Origin of the sequence: Streptomyces sp. NK15101, assembly GCF_020400725.1 — a bacterium.
Taxonomy (GTDB): domain Bacteria; phylum Actinomycetota; class Actinomycetes; order Streptomycetales; family Streptomycetaceae; genus Streptomyces.
Map to the genome: position 1 here is coordinate 202,275 of NZ_JAINVG010000001.1, position 14,739 is coordinate 217,013.

Below are 14,739 nucleotides of genomic sequence, written 5' to 3' on the forward strand. Positions count from 1 at the left end.
CCCGGGTCAGACGTGTGCTCCGAGGGCCGTGGCGCGGGGTGCGGACAGCCGGGGTGGGCCGCGCCGGGAGAGGGCGTGCGCGAGGACGACGGCGTGCGGGCGGAGGGCCTCGCGCCGAGCCCGGCGGACCGGGCGGCGCGGGGCCGCGGTGACGGGGACGAGGGCGCGGAGCAGGCGGAGCGGGGTGAAGGCGTACGCGAGGGCGGCGCGGGCCAGCGTGAAGAACGCGGCCTCGCCGCGGGCGAGCCAGAGGCCGCAGAGGAGGGCGGCGAGGAGGTGGACGGCGAGCATGCCAGCGCCGGAGGCGGAGGTCATGGGGGTGGTGGTGGCTGTGGCCATGGTGTCCATGGCGGACAGGGCATCCATGCCGGGCATGGTGTCCGTGCCGGGCATGGCGTCCATGCCGGGTAGGGCCTGCATGGCCGGCATGGTGTGCATGCCGGCCATGGCCGGCGCCCCGTCCGTCCCCGGCATCGCGTGGTGCATCCCCTGCGCGTGCTGACCCGTCGTCGAGAACAGCAGGTGGAGCGCGCCCTGGAGGAGTAGCAGGGACCCCGCGATCGTGGGCGCGCCCCGGCGTCGTCCGGCCCCCGCCCACGCGACCGCCGCCGTCGCGGCGAAGGCGCCGAGCAGCAGTGTCGCCGGGAGCTGGTGCGCAGACATGGATGAATGCCCCACAGCGGCCAAAGTCACGCACACGACCGCGAAAAGTGCGGCTCGTAGGGTGCGCAGGGGCGACCGGGCGTTCGTCATCGCCGCCATGCTGTCATCCCGGCCAGATGGCCGAACAGGCACACCTCCCGAAGTCGTTTCTCCCCTGGCGGAATCTCCGGGAGCGGAACTCCCTGGCCCCGGCCGTGCCCGCCGGGCAGGCTCGGACCATGAGACTGCTGATGCTCGGAGGCACGGAGTTCGTCGGCCGCGCGATCGTCGAGGACGCGCTCGAACGGGGCTGGGAGGTGACGGTCTTCCACCGGGGCCGCCACGCCGCTCCGGCGGGGGCCGCGTCGCTGATCGGGGACCGCGCGGCCCCCGACGGGCTCGCCGCGCTCGCCACCGGTTCCTGGGACGCCGTCGTGGACACCTGGTCGGCCGCGCCCTCGGCGGTCCGGGACGCGGCCCGGCTGCTCGCGGACCGGGCGGGCCGGTACGCGTACGTGTCGAGCCGCTCCGTGTACGCCTGGCCGCCCGCCGCCGGGCTCGCGGAGGACGGCCCGCTGGTGGAGGGCTCCCCGGACGACGGGGACGTGCCCTACGCGGAGTCCAAGCGGGGCGGCGAGCTCGCCGCCACCGCCGCCTTCGGGCCCGGCCGGACGCTGCTCGTCCGCGCGGGCCTGATCCTCGGCCCGTACGAGAACGTGGGCCGGCTCCCCTGGTGGCTGGGCCGGATCGCGCGCGGCGGCCCCGTCCTCGCCCCCGGGCCGCGGACGATGCCGGTCCAGTACATCGACGTCCGCGACCTCGCCGCATGGACGCTGGACGCGGTGGCGGCCGGTCTTTCGGGGCCGTACAACCTCGTCTCGCCGTCCGGGCACACCACCATGGGCGGGCTGCTCGACGCCTGCGTGCGGGCGACCGGGGCCGACGCCGAGCTGCGCTGGACGGAGCCGGAGGCGCTCCTCGCGGCCGGGGCCGAGCCCTGGACGGAGCTGCCGGTGTGGCTGCCGCCGGGCGAGACGTACGACGCGATGCACACCGCCGACGTCTCCCGGGCGCTCGCGACCGGGCTGCGCTGCCGGCCGGTGGAGGAGACGGTCGCGGACACCTGGGCGTGGCTGGAGTCGCTCGGCGGCGTCGCGCCCCAGCGCCCGGACCGGCAGGGCGCCGGGCTCTCTCCGGAGCGGGAGGCGGAGGTCTTGGCGGCGCTGACGAAGGGCTGAGGGAGCGTGCCCGTACGGGCGGTGCCCCGCTGTTCCCGCCCGTGCGAGCGCCGCGCCCGGCTGGGCGGTGCCGCCGCCCCCGCCCGTTCGGGCCCGCGCCCGGCGTGGCGGTGCCCCGGCCCACCCGCCGGGTGGGCGGGGGCGTGGGTTTCGTGGATCTGCTTGGAGCAGGGTGATCCACTACCGTCGATACGAACGTGCACGAATCGGAGGAATCGACGCCATGCCCGCCATCCCCGCCACCTCCGTCGCCAACCTCCGCGATCTCGGCGGCCTGCCGCTGGGTGGCGGGCGCTCGGTCCGGTCCGGTCTCGTCCTCCGTTCCGCGCAGCTCGACCGGCTCGATCCGGTGGAGCCCGCGGTGGCCGGGCTCGGCATCCGTACCGTCGTCGACTTCCGGACGGAGGTCGAGCGCGCGGACCGGCCGGACCGGCTGCCGTCCGGCGCGCGGCTGCTCGTCGCGGACGTCCTCGCCGACTACCTGGCCGGCAGCGGGCTGCCGCCCTCCGCGCGCCTGAAGGCCCTGCTCGCCGATCCGGCGCTCGCCGAGGAGCACCTCGGCGGGGGCAGGGTCCGGGCGGCCTTCGCCCGGACCTACCGGACCTTCGTCTCGGGCGAGTCCGCCCGCGCCTCCTACCGGGCCCTGCTCGACGAGCTGGGCGCGCCGGACGCGGGTCCGCTGCTCTTCCACTGCTCGGCGGGGAAGGACCGCACGGGCTGGGCGGCGACGGTCGTCCTGTCCCTGCTCGGCGCGGACGAGGAGACGGTGCGGGCCGAGTACCTGGCGGTCAACCCGGCGGTGCGGCTGGCGTTCGCGCCCATGATCGAGGGGTTCACGGCCCAGGGCGGCGACCCCGAGCTCGCGCTCGAACTGATCGGGGTCCTGCCGGAGTACCTGGACGCGGCGCTCGACGAGGTGGCGGTCCGGCACGGCTCGATGGAGAAGTACGTACGGGAGGGGCTGGGCGTCCCGGACGAGGTGACGGAGCTGATCCGCGAGCGCCTGACGGTCCCGGCGGTCTGATCCTCCCCCGCACGGGCCCGGGGTGACCATCGGAAGAATCGCTCGTTCTGCTGAACGTGAGCACCCAGGATCTCGTTCCCTCGCCCGTGGGTCCCGTCGACGTCGAACAGGCCGAGGCCGCGCTCGTCGAGCGGTATCCACGGCTCGTCCGCATCGCCTATCTCGTCCTGCCGCCGGCCTTCGGCCGCAACCGCCGGGTGCTGACCGCGCACGCCCTCGTCCAGCGGTCGCTGCCCCGGCGTCGGGTCCCGGGTCCGGCGGTGGCCGGTCCGCGGCGGGACGAGGACGCGGTGGATCCGGGCTACGCGTACGTACGGGGCGAGGTGCTGCGGCAGGCGCTGGTCGCCGGGCTGCCGCTCCGGCGCCTCGCGCTGCCGCGCCGGGCCCAGTTCCCGCCGCTGCTCCCGCACGTGTGGGGGCTGCGGCTCTTCCCCCGGGTGGGCGGCGCCGACGAACTCGCCCTGGACCAGCGGCTGTCCCGGCTCTCCGGTCCCGGCCGCGCGGCGTACGTGCTCCGCGGCCTGGAGCGCCAGGGGGACCCGGAGGTCCTGCGCGTCCTGGCGGCGGCGGGCGTCGAGGACCCGGCGGCGGCCCTGGCGGAGGCGGACGCCCTGGACGCGGCGGAGGTCCCCGCCCCCGTGGGGACCGGTTCCGACGCGTTCCGGGTCGGCGAACAGGGCGGCCCGGGAAGGGCCGGAGCCCCGGACGGAATCACGGGCGGAGTCACGGGCGGCCGCTCCGAGCGGGTCGGCGAACAGGCCGGGCCGGGCAGGACCGGTGGCCGTTCCGGTGGCGGCGGCGCGGGCCGGGCGGAAGGGGCGGGCCGGGAAGGGATCGCGGGCGGCTCCGGCGGACGGGCGGACGGTCCCGGTCCCGGGGAGGCCGCCGGCGCCGCTCCCGGCGGGCCGTCCGACGGCGGAGGCGCCCCCGTCCTCCCCCGCCGTCTCAGTGGTGCCGCCCTGCTGGAGTCCGACGAGTTCGATCCGTGTGCCCTGCAGGCGCGGCCGACCGATCTGATGCGGCGACGGCAGCACGGCCGGGCCGCGTTCGTCGCCGTCGTGGCGCTCGTGGTGTGCGGGACGCTGCTCGGACTGCCCGGGGACGGCTGGGGCAGAAACGGTGCTGCGGCACCCTCGTACGCCCGCAACCCCGCCGCCGAGGCCGCCCTCGACCCCGGTGCGGTCAAGCGGGTGGACCCGGCGGTCTGGCCGGGGTCGACGCGGCAGGACTTCTCGGTGTGGCCCGCGCGCGGCGGGCTGACCGGTGACAGCGCGCTGCTGCGGCGGGCGCTCGCCGTGTGGGCCCGGCCCGGCGGCTCCGTGCGGTCCTCCGCGACACCGGGGACGCCCGTCGGGCCGCCGATGGGGCCGCCGCAGCTGCTGTTCGCGGGACGGGTCGACGCCATGCGGGTGGTGCTCTTCCACGACGGGCTGCGGGCCGTGCGGTACGCGGAACCGGTCGAGGGGACGGCGGGTGCCGCACTGGACTTCGCGCGGACGGACGCGGCCGACACGGTCGGTTCGGCGGCGCTGGTCGTCTCCCGCGCGGCGGGCAACGTCCGCTACCTGACGGCCCCGTGGGTGCGGGAGACGGCCGTACGGGACCTGCTCGCGCCGACGAAGGAGCCCCGGCCGCTGGTGCGGGACGCCGACGGGGTGACCGATCCGATGCCGAGCCCCGCGCGGGCCGGTGCCTGCACCCGGTGGAACACCCTCCAGGTGCGGGACGGTTCGGGGGCGCGGCTCCTGACCGATCTGGGCGAGCTGGCGCCCGCCCGGCTGCTGTGGGGGCCGCCCGCCGCGCCCGTGGACGCGACGGAACCGGAGGCGCGGGAGGCGTGGGCGCGGACGGCGTGCCAGTTGGCGGCGGCGCGGGCGCACGGGGTGCGGTCGGTGAACGCCTGGCGGTTCGCGCGGCAGCCGCTGCCGGGGGGCGCCGGGCACGGCACCTGGGTGTGCACGCGCGCGGAGACCTGGCGGGGCACGGGCAGCCGGGTCCTCGCCCAGTTCCTGGTCCCGTCGCCCGGGGTCCCGGCGGCGCTCGCGGCCCGCTCCGAGGGCTCGCCTGCCTGTGGGGTGCGGGATCCCCGGGTCCTGGCGGGCGTGCTGTGGCAGGCGCCGGGCGGCGGCTGGTTCGTCCTGGCGGCGGGCAGCCCGGACTTCGCGTCCCTGGAGGTCTCGGGCGGGGTGAAGGGCCGCTCGGACGGGCCGCTCCTGGCGGTACGGGCGACGGCGGGCGCGCGGGCGGACCTGAACGGCACCCTGAGGGGCGGCACGCGACGGACGGCCCTGCGGTGACCGGGGCGACGGTCGCCCCGGGGCGACCGGAGCAACGACCGTCCCTCGGCGACCTGGACAGCGGCCGCCCCGCGGTGACCGGAGTTAACAGGAGCGAAAAGACGGCGCACGGGCCTGTTGCCGCGCCCTACCCCTCAGTACATTGACATCATGTCTAATACGCAGCCTGCACCGGTGGCGTCGGAGCACGTCGAGCTCAAGGCCCGCAAGGTCTCCTTCGACTGGGAGGAGACACCGCTCCACTGGGTACCGGGCGACCCCTTCACCACGCACACGATCAACGTGCTGCACCTGCTGCTGCCGGCCGGCGAGCGCTGGTTCGTCCACGTCTACAAGCAGGCGCTGCCGCACATCACCGACGACCGGCTGCGCGAGGACGTCATCGGCTTCATCGGCCAGGAGGCCATCCACTCCCAGGCCCACGACGACGTCCTCCCCCACCTGCGGAAGCTGGGCCTCGACCCCACCCCGTACACCGCGCAGGTCGACTGGTTCTTCGAGAAGCTCCTCGGCGACCGCACCCTGCCGCCCGGCCGGCCGCGCCGCTGGTGGCTGATGGAACGGGTCGCGCTGATCGCGGCCATCGAGCACTACACCGCCTTCCTCGGCGACTGGGTCCTCAACGCCGACGCGCTCGACCGGGTCGGCGCCGACCCGACCATGCTGGACCTGCTGCGCTGGCACGGGGCGGAGGAGGTCGAGCACCGCGCGGTCGCCTTCGAGCTCTTCATGCACCTCGACGGCGGCTACCGGCGCCGCGCCCGCACCTGGGCGCTCGCCTTCTCCGCGCTGGTCTTCCTCTGGCAGCGGGGCATCCGCTTCTTCATGGAGAACGACCCCAGCCTGCTCGACCCGAAGGTCTCCTTCGCGGACTTCGTCCGCAAGGGCCGGCAGGGCGTACTGCCCTCCACGCCGGCCATGCTGCGCTCGATACCCCGCTACCTCAGCCGCTCCTACCACCCCTCCCAGGAGGGCGACACCGCGCAGGCCATGGCCTACCTGGCCTCCTCCCCCGGTGCGAACGGAGGCCGCTGATGCCCCGGTTCACCACCGTCGCCCTCGTCGCCGGGGCCGCGCTGCTCGTCCGCCGTGCCGTCCGCAGCCGGATGAGCACCGCTCCGCTCTGGCCGATGCCCGCCCTCGACGTACCCGTCTCCGGTTACGGCCGGGGCAGCACCGTCCCGCGCAAGGTCCGGGTCACCGGACGCACCGCGCCCGCCGAAGGCGTCGTCGAACTCCGCCTGGAGGGCGCCGGACTGCCCGCCTGGCAGCCCGGCGCCCACGTCGACCTCGTCCTGCCCTCCGGGCTCGTCCGGCAGTACTCGCTCTGCGGCGACCCCGGCGACCCGTCGGCGTACACGGTGGCCACCCGGCTCGTCGAGGACGGCCGGGGCGGCTCGCGCGAGGTGCACGAGCAGCTCCACGAGGGCGTGGAGATCGAGATCCGGGGCCCCCGCAACCGCTTCCCGCTGGTCGACTCCCCCGCGTACGTCTTCGTCGCCGGCGGCATCGGCATCACCCCCGTCCTGCCGATGCTCCGGGCCGCCGAGGCGGCCGGGGCGGACTGGCGGCTCGTGTACTGCGGGCGAAGCCGGGCCACCATGCCGTACCTGGCGGAGATCGAGGCGCTGGGCGGCGACCGCGTGACCGTCGTCGCCGAGGACGAATCCGGCTTCCCCGAGCTGGAGTTCCTCGCGCACCTGCCGGACGGGACGGCCGTCTACTGCTGCGGGCCCGACGGTCTGGCGGACGCGGTGGGCGCGGCGATGCCGGAGGGCCGGGCGCCGCGCCTGGAGCGCTTCACGGCGGCCGCGCCGACCGGCGGCACCGCCTTCGAGGTCGAACTGCGCCGCTCCGGGCGCACGTTGACGGTGGCGGCCGACCAGTCGCTCCTGTCGGCGGTCCGCGAGGAGCTGCCCGGCATCACGTACTCCTGCCGGCAGGGCTTCTGCGGGACCTGCCGACAGCGCGTCCTGGAGGGCGAGATCGACCACCGGGACGAGCTGCTCACCGACGCCGAGCGGGACGACTCGATGCTGATCTGCGTCTCGCGCTGCGCGGGGAAGCGGCTCGTCCTGGACCTGTGACGCCTACGGCAGGACCAGCCAGTCGAGGGCCAGCGCGGTGAGGAGGCCGCCCGCCAGGAGCCAGGTGCCGAGGCGGGTGCGACCGTTGCGGGAGAGTTCGATCACGATCCCGCAGAGGATCATGGCGAGCCCGTACACGCCGACGACCAGGACGGACGTGCGGCTCGCGAGCCGGATGACGAGCACCACGGCCAGGGCGACCAGGAGCACGGACGCGGCGGCGACGCGCAGCCGCCGCGCCTGCTTCGGGGTGAGCCCCTCGCCGCGCGCGGCTTCCCCGGTGGCCTGCGCGGACCCGTCCGATTCCTCGGAGTCCTCGTGGACTTCGGGGGACTCGGTGTCTCCCCGGCCCTCTTCGGCCTCCCGGGTCCCTTCGGCCTGCCGGCCCTCTCCGGCCTCCTCGGGCTTCTCGGCCTCCTCGGGCTTTCGGGCCTCCTCGGGCCCTTCGGTCTCCGGGGCATCGGCCGTCGGGGTGTCCTGGTCGGAAGCGCTCATGAAGCAGGAGCGTAACGGACACCGTTAGGCTGTTCGTATGACGACCGGGGTGCGCCGCAGGATGGGCGTCGAGGAGCGCAAGCAGCAGCTGATCGGGGTGGCCCTCGAACTCTTCGGCCACCGCTCTCCCGACGAGGTCTCCATCGACGAGATCGCCGCGGCCGCGGGCATCTCGCGGCCGCTGGTCTACCACTACTTCCCCGGCAAGCAGAGCCTCTACGAGGCGGCGCTGCGGCGGGCGGCGGACGAGCTGGCGGCCCGCTTCGTGGAGCCGCCGCAGGGACCGCTCGGGGCGCGGCTGCTGCGGGTGATGGGCCGGTTCTTCGACTTCGTGGACGAGCACGGGCCGGGGTTCGCGGCGCTGATGCGCGGCGGTCCCGCGGTCGGCTCGTCCACGACGAACGCGATGATCGACGAGGTCCGGCAGGCAGCGTACGAGCAGATCCTGGCCCATCTGGCGGTCGAGGAGCCCTCCGCCCGGCTCGAACTGGTCGTCCGCTCCTGGGTGTCGCTCGCCGAGTCGACGGCTCTGCTGTGGCTGGACGGCCGCCGGGTCCCGCGCGCGGAGCTGGAGCTCCAGCTGGTGCACGACTTCGCCGCGCTGGCGGCGGTGAGCGCCGCGTACGACACGGAGATGGCGGAGATCCTCGTCCGGATCCTCGCGGACGAGCCGGCCGACGGTCCCTTCGGGGACCTCGTGGCCAGGCTCTCGGCGCTCGCGCCCCGCGTGCCCGATCAGCGCTTGCGGTAGGACGCTTCGAGGTCGCGGACCTCGACGGAGAGCCTGACTCCCTCGCCGGCCTTGAGGTACGCGGGCAGCAGGTCGAGGACGGCCTCCGAGAGCCGTGCCTTCACCTCGTCCGTACGGCCGGACAGCAGGGCGATCTCGACGTGGACGATGACGTCGTCGGTGGCTCCGTCGCCGACCACCAGCTCCTCGACCTCCCGGAACCGGGTCTTGCAGGCGTCGGGCGTCGTGTCGACCGTCTCCACGACGAGCGGGTGCAGGGCGAGCGCGAAGCCGCGCCGGTCGAGGGGCGCGGAGTAGTCGACGGTGATCTGTGGCATGGGGGTCACTCCCGGTGAGACGGATGGCTGGCCACACCTTTACGGTGAGGGCCATGAGCGCACAAGTGACCTTCCGGCAGGCGGACGAACGCGATCTCGACCTTCTGGTGGGGTTGTTCGACGGGGCGGCGCACTGGATGGTGCGGAACGGAATCGACCAGTGGAAGCCGGGCGGGAAGGACGCCGAGCACTTCCGGGAGCGGCTCGCCGGGGGCGAGGTGTGGCTCGCGTCGCACGAGGGGCGGGCGGTCGGCGCGTACGAGCTGTGGTGGGAGGACGAGCAGGCCTGGGGCCCGCAGCCCCCGGTCGCCGGGTACGTCCACCGGCTCATGTCCGACCGGGAGGCCGCGCCCGCCGGTACGGGGCGGGCGCTGCTCGCGCACGCCGAGGGGCGGATCGCGGCCCGCGGACGGACGGTCGCGCGGCTCGACTGCGTGTCGAGCAACCCGCGGCTCCGTACGTACTACGAAGCCGCGGGCTACCGGGTCGTCGGCGAGGAGCCGGGGAAGCTCGCCGCCGACGGGACCCGGTACGGGGTCACCCTGATGGAGCGACCGCTCACCCGGCCTTGAAGACTGCGACCGTCCGCGCCGGGACCGTGAAGGTGCCCGAGGCCTGCTCGTAGGCGGCGGACTTCACCACGGGGTCGGCGCCCGCGGCCTGGACCGGGTGCAGGCGGTAGCCCTTCCCGGCCAGGTCGGCGACCTTCTGCGAGGTGCCGCTCGGGGTCGCGTTGAGGACGACCACCAGGTCGCCGAGGCGCATGGTGATGACGCCGGGGGTCTCGTCGCGGCCGGAGAGCGGGAAGGACAGGGCCTGCTGGACGCGGTCCGCCGTGGCCAGGGAGAACTCCGGCTCGGTGGTGCGGATCCTCTGCAGGTCCCGGTAGGCGGCGGAGGTGCCGTCGATCTGCTCGCAGCCGACCGTCAGGGCCGGGTTCACCAACAGCGGCCTGCCGTAGGACCACTTGGCCTTGTTGTCGGCGGCCGGCGGCAGGCCGCGGCCGAAGCCGTTGCCGTCGCGGCAGTCCCAGTGGATGGCGTTGAACCAGTCGCCGCTGTCGAAGGAGTTGCGGTCCAGGGACTTGGAGCGCAGCAGGTCCGAGCCGGCCTGGGAGAGGGCCGGGCCCTGCGAGAGGGTGGCCGTCGCCATGGCGAGGACCTGCATGCGGGCGCGGTCGGCCGGGGAGGTGCCGGCGGGCAGCTTGAAGGCGAGCGCGTCGTACAGGGACTCGTTGTCGTGGGCGTCGGCGTAGGCGAGGGCGTCGCCGGGGGCGGCGGCGTATCCGGCGGGGGCGCCGTTGTAGTCGACCTCGGAGCCCTTGACCGTGCGCCCGGAGGTGTCGGTGAAGGTGAAGTCGGCGAGGTTGCCGGTCAGGCCGACCTTGATGAGGTCCTGGTAGTGCAGGAGGCGTGCCTTCTGCTGTTCGGGGGTGCCGTTGGCGGAGGAGGTGTTGGGGTCGGTGTAGAGGCCGGAGGCGAAGCCCTGGACGCCGGGGTCCTCGTCGAAGGGGCCGCCGCCGCGCACGGCGTCGCGGGCCCGGTCGGAGAAGGTGGCGATGCCGGTGCCGGCCATGTTCTTCTGGGTGGCCTGGACGAAGCGGGCGTCGTCGGCGACCTCGCCGAAGTTCCAGCCCTCGCCGTAGAGGACGATCGTCTTGCCGTCGACGCCGTCCTTCTCGACGGTCAGCGCGTCCAGCGCCTTCCGCACGGCGAGGATGTTGGTCTTCGGGTGGTGGCCCATGAGGTCGAAGCGGAAGCCGTCGACCTTGTACTCCTTGGCCCAGGTGACGACCGAGTCGACGACGAGCTTGCCCATCATGGCGTTCTCGGGCGCCGTGTTGGCGCAGCAGGTGGAGGTGGCGACGGAGCCGTCGGCCTGGAGGCGCTGGTAGTAGCCGGGGACGATCTTGTCGAGGACGGACTTGTCGGACTGTCCGGCGGCGACGGTGTGGTTGTAGACGACGTCCATGACGGTGCGCAGTCCGTCGCCGTTGAGGGCCTGGACCATCTGCCGGAACTCGACGGTGCGGCGGGTGCCGTTCGGATCGGTGGAGTAGGAGCCCTCGGGGACGGTGTAGTGCAGGGGGTCGTAGCCCCAGTTGTAGGCGTCCTTGGCCGCCGCGGCGGCGACGCAGGCCTGCTGCTCCTCGGAGTCGGGGGCGTAGACCTTCAGGTCGCAGGCGGGGGTGGTCTGCGCGGACTTCTCCTCGGGGACGGTGCCGATGTCGAAGGCCGGGAGCAGGTGGACGTAGGAGGTGCCGGAGGCGGCGAGCGCCTTGAGGTGTCGCGAGCCCTTGCTGTCCTTGTCGGTGAAGGCGAGGTAGGTGCCCTGGTGGCCGGTCTTCGCCGTGGGGTCGGCGATCGAGAAGTCCCGGATGTGGAGCTCCTGGATCTGGGCGTCCCGCAGCGGCACGGCGGCGGGCTTCTTCAGGGTCTTCCAGCCGGTGGGGGCGAGCTTCGGGTCGGCGAGGTCGACGACGAGGCTGCGGGCGGAGTCGGTGGTGAGGGCGGTGGAGTAGGGGTCGGTGACCCGGTTCTCGACGACCTTCCGGACGCTCGGGGCCCAGACCTTCACGACGTACCGGTAGGGCTTGCCCGCCCAGCCGCGGGGGCCGGTGACGGACCAGACGCCGGAGGCGGGGTCACGTCGCATGGGCAGGGTCTTCCCGTCGAGTTCGAGGGAGACGGACCGTGCGGTGGGGGCCCAGAGGGAGAGGGTGGGCCGGCCGGCGCGGAAGACCGGGCCGAGGTCCGCCTTCGTGGCCTTCGCCGCGTACAGGTCGTCGAGGACGCCGGCGGTCTGGACGCCGGTGGCGGCGAGGAGGGCGCCGTTGGCGGCGCGCTGGGTGGCGACGAGCTGGCCGCGCAGGGAGTCCCGCACGCGGTCGGCGTCGCGCGGGTCGACGGTGAAGGCCGGGTAGTCCTTGAGGTGGGGGTGCTTCGCCTTCTGGGCGTCGGTGAGGCTTCCCGGGTTGAGGCGGAGCCACCGGCCCTCGGTGTTCAGGGCGCCGTCGGTGACGGTGATCCCGCCGTCCTCGGCGTACACCAGCTGCTGGCTGGTGGCGTCGGTGGCCTTCACCTTCCAGACGACGGTGTTCCGGTCGATCCACTGGGCCTCGGCCTTGCCGAGGTCGAGGTTCGGGGCGCCGCCGGTGGTCGGGAGGAGGTACTTGGACTGTCCGGAGAGGAGCCAGACCTCGTGGCCGTAGGTGGCGAGGTCGAGGGACTGGTCGGTGGGCAGGTCCTTCTCGTCGCCCTTGTGGAGGATGTACGAGAGGGAGCTCGCGCCCTCGGTGAGCGGGACCTCGTAGACCGCGCCGTAGGCGTCGGTGCGGACGGGCATGAGGGGCTTGGACCAGTCGGTGGGCTGGGCGGCGCCGGTCCAGGTGTGGAGGCCCCACCCGTCGTAGTTCCCGTCGGTCCGCTGGTAGTGGATGACGGCCTTGGTCTTGTCGGGGGCGGCGGGGGCCGGGTTCGTGTCGGACTGGCCGTCGGTGCCCTGCGTGATCCAGACCTCGCCGGTGCGGCCGAGGTTGATGCTGCGCTGCGGCCCGTCGGCGGTGCCGTCCTTCTCCACGGTGTAGGTGACGGTGGAGGCGCCCTCGGGGACCTTGACCCAGGCGAAGGCGCCGAAGGCGTCCCGTCCGGTGAAGGCGGCTTCCTGGCCGGCGGCCTTCAGCTTCCAGCCGTCGTAGGCGCCGTCCTCGCGCTTGTAGTGCACGACGGCGTGGGCCCGTTCGACGGCGACCGGCTTCTCCGGGGCCGGGGGCGCGCCGGCGGTGGTGGCGGCGAGGGCGCTCGCGGTGCGGCCGGCGCCGTCGACGACGACGGCCTTGTAGCGCAGGGCGGTGCCGGTGGGGGCGGTGACGTGCTGGGTGACCTTGTAGGGGGCGTGGTCGGCGGTGCCGAGGGTCTGCCAGCGGCCGTCGCCGACCTGGGCGGCGAAGACGACCCGGTTGAGGCCGCCGCCGGTGACGTCGGCGGAGAGCTCGACGGTGCCGGTGGAGCCGGCGGCCGGGGCCTTCAGCGTCACGGTGGGCTTCGTCGCCGGGGCGGGCAGCGGGGCGTCGGCCTTGAGGACCAGGGAGGAGAGGGCCGGGACGGTGACGGTGACCTTCCCGTCCCGCGCCGCCACGGCATCCTGACCCCCGTACAGGGTGCGGAAGCCGGCGGAGTCGACGGGGACGGTGACGGTCTTCGCCTCGGTGGCGCCGTTGGCGGCGACCAGGTACTCGGTCCGCGTCTTCGGGTCGGTGCGGGTGAAGGCGTAGACGGAGCCCTCGGCGTACCGTTCCTGCTGGACGCCGTCGCGGAGGGCCGGGTTCTCCCGGGTGAGCTTCGAGAGCGCGGCGATGGAGCGGTACAGCGGGTGGGTGGTGTCGTACGCGTCGGAGGCGTGGGTGCGGTCGGTGCCGAGCTGGTCGTCGTCGAGGTAGTCGGCGGCCTTCGAGGCGAAGAGGGTCTGGCGGGCGTCCTTGTCGCCGCCGGGGCCGGTGAAGCCCTGCTCGTCGCCGTAGTAGACGACCGGGTTGCCCCGGGAGAGGAACATCAGCTCGTTGGCGAGGCGGTCGCGGCGGAGGAGTTCCCCGTCGGAGGCGTTCGGGTTGTCCTGCTTCAGGAAGGCGCCGATGCGGCCCATGTCGTGGTTGCCGAGGAAGGTCACCTGCTCGTAGGCGTTGGCCTTGTCGGTGGTGTACCGGTAGTCCTCGGCGAAGACCCTGGCGAGGCGGTCGGCACCGGCGCCCTGGGAGGCGAAGGCGCGGGCGGCGTCCTGGAAGGGGAAGTCGAGGGTGGCGTCGAGCCGGCCCCGGGTGACGTACGGGGAGGTGACGGCGGTGTCTGCGGAGTACACCTCGCCGAACATGAAGAAGTCCTCGCGGCCCTGCTTCTTGGCGTACGCGTCGAGGGCGGTGGCCCACTGCGTCCAGAAGTCCAGGTCCACGTGCTTGACGGTGTCGATGCGGAACCCGTCGATCTTGAAGTCGCGGACCCACTTCTCGTAGATCCTCTTCATGCCCTCGACGACCTCGGGACGCTCGGTCCACAGGTCGTCCAGGCCGACGAAGTCGCCGTACTCGGCGGACTCCCCGGCCCAGGTGGAGTCGCCCCGGTTGTGGTACATCGTGGGGTCGTTCAGCCAGGAGGGGACCTTGCCGCCGGTCGTCGTCGGCGTGTACGGGAAGGAGTCCGCGTCCACCTTCCCGATCGCGGTCCGGTCGTCGAAGGGGCGGCCGTCCTCGTCGAGGTACGGGTAGGCGCCCTTGGGGCGGTAGCCGTACTTCTTCTCGGCGTAGTCGACGGTGTCGGCGGTGTGGTTGGTGATGACGTCGAAGAAGACCTTCATGCCCTTGGCGTGGGCGGCGGCGATCAGCTTCTCCAGGTCCTCGTTGGTCCCGAAGTGCGGGTCGACCTGGGTGAAGTCGGTGATCCAGTACCCGTGGTAGCCGGCGGAGGCGTCCTTGCCGGTGCCCTGGACGGGCCGGTTCTTGAAGATCGGCGCCATCCAGATCGCGGTGGTGCCGAGGCCCTTGATGTAGTCGAGCCGCTCGGTCAGGCCCTTGAGGTCGCCGCCCTGGTAGAAGCCCTTGTCGGCGGGGTCGAAGCCGGTCTCCGTGCGGCTGCCGGTGAGACCGCCCCGGTCGTTGGAGGCGTCGCCGTTGGCGAAGCGGTCCGGCAGGACGAAGTAGAACTGTTCGCGGGTGAGGTCCTGGCGGGCCGGCTGGGCCGCGAGGGCCTGGTCGGAGGGCGGGGCGGGGGGCCGGGACGCGGCCGTCGCGGGGACGGCGGGCACGAGGGCGGCGCACAGCGCGGCGGCCGTCGCGACCGCCGTTCTCTTGCGTATCACGGGGGTGCTCCCTGGAGGTACGGGAAGAGAGGGCCGCCCCG

At 74.0% G+C, this 14,739-nt stretch carries 11 protein-coding genes; 7 read left to right on the forward strand and 4 right to left on the reverse strand.

Going from position 1 to position 14,739, the window contains the following annotated elements; translation table 11 throughout:
- Positions 1-6 precede the first annotated feature (6 nt).
- A complete protein-coding gene (locus tag K7G60_RS00950) occupies positions 7-663 on the reverse strand; it encodes a hypothetical protein (RefSeq protein ID WP_225798810.1) in 657 nt (218 codons plus the stop codon).
- A gap of 218 nt (positions 664-881) precedes the next feature.
- Between K7G60_RS00950 and K7G60_RS00955 the strand changes: the two genes are divergently transcribed.
- The 5 genes from K7G60_RS00955 (at position 882) to K7G60_RS00975 (ending at position 7,288) form a co-directional block, all read left to right on the forward strand.
- On the forward strand, positions 882-1,880 hold the full coding sequence (locus K7G60_RS00955) for an NAD-dependent epimerase/dehydratase family protein (protein ID WP_225798811.1): 999 nt from the start codon (positions 882-884) through the stop codon (positions 1,878-1,880).
- Positions 1,881-2,103: 223 nt separating this feature from the next.
- Positions 2,104-2,904 carry a tyrosine-protein phosphatase gene (locus tag K7G60_RS00960; protein ID WP_225798812.1) on the forward strand — a complete coding sequence of 267 codons (801 nt, stop codon included), beginning with the start codon at positions 2,104-2,106 and terminating at the stop codon, positions 2,902-2,904.
- Between the two features lie 56 nt (positions 2,905-2,960).
- Positions 2,961-5,201: a hypothetical protein gene (locus tag K7G60_RS00965; RefSeq protein WP_225798813.1), complete on the forward strand. Its 2,241-nt coding sequence runs from the start codon at positions 2,961-2,963 to the stop codon at positions 5,199-5,201.
- A gap of 150 nt (positions 5,202-5,351) precedes the next feature.
- The gene (locus K7G60_RS00970; RefSeq protein WP_225798814.1) at positions 5,352-6,236 is read left to right on the forward strand and encodes a metal-dependent hydrolase; all 885 of its coding nucleotides are present in this window, start codon (positions 5,352-5,354) and stop codon (positions 6,234-6,236) included.
- The gene (locus K7G60_RS00975; protein ID WP_225798815.1) at positions 6,236-7,288 is read left to right on the forward strand and encodes a PDR/VanB family oxidoreductase; all 1,053 of its coding nucleotides are present in this window, start codon (positions 6,236-6,238) and stop codon (positions 7,286-7,288) included. Before K7G60_RS00970 ends, K7G60_RS00975 begins: the two co-directional genes overlap by 1 nt.
- Before the next feature lie 3 nt (positions 7,289-7,291).
- Here K7G60_RS00975 and K7G60_RS00980 read toward each other — a convergent pair whose 3' ends face one another.
- Positions 7,292-7,783 carry a hypothetical protein gene (locus tag K7G60_RS00980; RefSeq protein WP_225798816.1) on the reverse strand — a complete coding sequence of 164 codons (492 nt, stop codon included), beginning with the start codon at positions 7,781-7,783 and terminating at the stop codon, positions 7,292-7,294.
- Between the two features lie 37 nt (positions 7,784-7,820).
- Between K7G60_RS00980 and K7G60_RS00985 the strand changes: the two genes are divergently transcribed.
- A complete protein-coding gene (locus K7G60_RS00985; RefSeq protein WP_225798817.1) occupies positions 7,821-8,534 on the forward strand; it encodes a TetR/AcrR family transcriptional regulator in 714 nt (237 codons plus the stop codon).
- On the opposite strand, the gene K7G60_RS00990 is transcribed toward K7G60_RS00985, so the two are convergent.
- Positions 8,519-8,851 (reverse strand): 5-carboxymethyl-2-hydroxymuconate Delta-isomerase, encoded by a 333-nt coding sequence (locus K7G60_RS00990; protein WP_225798818.1) that lies wholly within the window; start codon positions 8,849-8,851, stop codon positions 8,519-8,521. The two genes, K7G60_RS00985 and K7G60_RS00990, sit on opposite strands and share 16 nt — an antisense overlap.
- A 53-nt stretch (positions 8,852-8,904) precedes the next feature.
- Here K7G60_RS00990 and K7G60_RS00995 point away from each other — a divergent pair, with 53 nt between their 5' ends.
- On the forward strand, positions 8,905-9,423 hold the full coding sequence (locus K7G60_RS00995) for a GNAT family N-acetyltransferase (RefSeq protein ID WP_225798819.1): 519 nt from the start codon (positions 8,905-8,907) through the stop codon (positions 9,421-9,423).
- On the opposite strand, the gene pulA is transcribed toward K7G60_RS00995, so the two are convergent.
- Entirely contained in the window at positions 9,410-14,698 is a 5,289-nt protein-coding gene (gene pulA / locus K7G60_RS01000; RefSeq protein ID WP_225798820.1) for a pullulanase-type alpha-1,6-glucosidase, read from the reverse strand. The genes K7G60_RS00995 and pulA overlap by 14 nt on opposite strands.
- Positions 14,699-14,739: the final 41 nt, after the last annotated feature.

What these genes read in the sequence shown, in the direction of transcription:
- K7G60_RS00950 (WP_225798810.1), bottom strand. Translation starts at nt 663, where the DNA reads ATGTCTGCGCACCAGCTCCCGGCGACACTGCTGCTCGGCGCCTTCGCC.
- K7G60_RS00955 (WP_225798811.1), top strand. Translation starts at nt 882, where the DNA reads ATGAGACTGCTGATGCTCGGAGGCACGGAGTTCGTCGGCCGCGCGATC.
- K7G60_RS00960 (WP_225798812.1), top strand. Translation starts at nt 2,104, where the DNA reads ATGCCCGCCATCCCCGCCACCTCCGTCGCCAACCTCCGCGATCTCGGC.
- K7G60_RS00970 (WP_225798814.1), top strand. Translation starts at nt 5,352, where the DNA reads ATGTCTAATACGCAGCCTGCACCGGTGGCGTCGGAGCACGTCGAGCTC.
- K7G60_RS00975 (WP_225798815.1), top strand. Translation starts at nt 6,236, where the DNA reads ATGCCCCGGTTCACCACCGTCGCCCTCGTCGCCGGGGCCGCGCTGCTC.
- K7G60_RS00980 (WP_225798816.1), bottom strand. Translation starts at nt 7,783, where the DNA reads ATGAGCGCTTCCGACCAGGACACCCCGACGGCCGATGCCCCGGAGACC.
- K7G60_RS00985 (WP_225798817.1), top strand. Translation starts at nt 7,821, where the DNA reads ATGACGACCGGGGTGCGCCGCAGGATGGGCGTCGAGGAGCGCAAGCAG.
- K7G60_RS00990 (WP_225798818.1), bottom strand. Translation starts at nt 8,851, where the DNA reads ATGCCACAGATCACCGTCGACTACTCCGCGCCCCTCGACCGGCGCGGC.
- K7G60_RS00995 (WP_225798819.1), top strand. Translation starts at nt 8,905, where the DNA reads ATGAGCGCACAAGTGACCTTCCGGCAGGCGGACGAACGCGATCTCGAC.